The 1257-nt window shown below is 66.7% G+C and carries 2 protein-coding genes; both read right to left on the reverse strand.

Annotation, left to right across the window (positions count from 1 at the left end; genetic code table 11):
- On the reverse strand, nt 1–431 hold a 431-nt coding region (locus tag ACOADB_RS05120), incomplete at its 3' end, for an ABC transporter permease (protein ID WP_378596863.1).
- Nucleotides 432–438: 7 nt separating this feature from the next.
- A complete protein-coding gene (locus ACOADB_RS05125; RefSeq protein WP_378596864.1) occupies nt 439–1206 on the reverse strand; it encodes an MlaE family ABC transporter permease in 768 nt (255 codons plus the stop codon).
- Between the last annotated feature and the right edge of the window lie 51 nt (nt 1207–1257).

Below are 1257 nucleotides of genomic sequence, written 5' to 3' on the forward strand. Positions count from 1 at the left end.
ATGGCGTCGATCTCCTCGCTGATCCGCATCGCGCCGAGCTGCGAGGTCGTCGCGGCTCCGAGCGTCACGGACAGCGCGACGCCAGCCAGAAGCGGCGTGGAGAGTCGGGCCGTGAAGAACGCGGCCAGGAGCGGGCTGAGGGATCCGACGCCCAGGCTGGACGACGACTCGAAGCCCTGCGCCGCAGCGACCGCGCCGGCGAAGAAGGTGATCGAGGCGACGATGACGATCGAGCCACCCACGAGCGCGAGGGCACCGGTGCCGGTGCCGAGCTCCGCGATCAGCTTGACGATCTCACCCGGGTGACGGCGCAGCGCGCGCGGAATCCCGGTCAGCACGCGCGCATAGAAGAGACCGTGCGCACCGATCGCGTCGAGAGTCCGGAGCGGCGCGCGACGTACGGCTTCCAGCTTGGGAGAAAGGACAGACATCAGGGCCTCAGAGGATGGCGAACTGGATCAGGCTGATGGTCAGGCTGACGGGGACGAGCACGGCCACGGTGATGACCACGGCCTGATTGACGGCGTCACCGACGCCCTTGGAACCACCGGCCACGTTGAGACCGCGGTAGCAGGCGATGATCGCGGCGATGAGACCGAAGACGAAGGCCTTGACCATGGAGAACATCAGCTCGGGGATGCCGGTGAACAGCGGGATGCTCGCGACGTAAGCCCCCGGGTTCACGCCCTGGAGGTAGACCGAGAAGAAGTAGCCACCCGCCAGTCCGCCCGCACAGATCAGGACGTTGAGGACGAGGGTCACCAGGACGGCGGCGACGATCCGGGGGACGACGAGCCGCTGGATCGGGTCGATACCCAAGACCTGCATGGCCGCGATCTCCTCACGGATGGTGCGCGCCGCGAGGTCCGCGCACATCGCCGTGCCGCCGGCGCCGGCCACCACGACGACGGTGACGAACGGTCCGATCTGCTGCACGGACGCGATGCCAGCGATGCCCCCGGAGAGGTCAAGGGCACCGAGGTCCTTGAGCAGCAGGTTGACCTCGAAGATCACCAGCAGCGTGAAGCCCAGCATCACCAGCAGCGTCGGGACGAGCGATACGCGGGCGATGAACCACGCCTGCTGGACCGCCTCGCGCCACGAGAATCGCTTGGTGAACATGATGACGAGTGCGTCCAGCGTCATCGCCAGGATGCCGCCCAGCTCTCGCGTCGGCTTGGCCGCAGCCTCGACCATTGACGCCATCGCACTCCCCCTGGGACTTCCGGTAAATTTGAATCTGGATTAACGTAACTC

The sequence above is a fragment of the Nocardioides sp. CPCC 206348 genome, assembly GCF_048654705.1.
In the GTDB taxonomy this organism is placed as follows: domain Bacteria; phylum Actinomycetota; class Actinomycetes; order Propionibacteriales; family Nocardioidaceae; genus Nocardioides.

Coding starts and splice junctions, on each gene's coding strand:
- ACOADB_RS05125 (WP_378596864.1), bottom strand. CDS start 1,206: ATGGCGTCAATGGTCGAGGCTGCGGCCAAGCCGACGCGAGAGCTGGGC.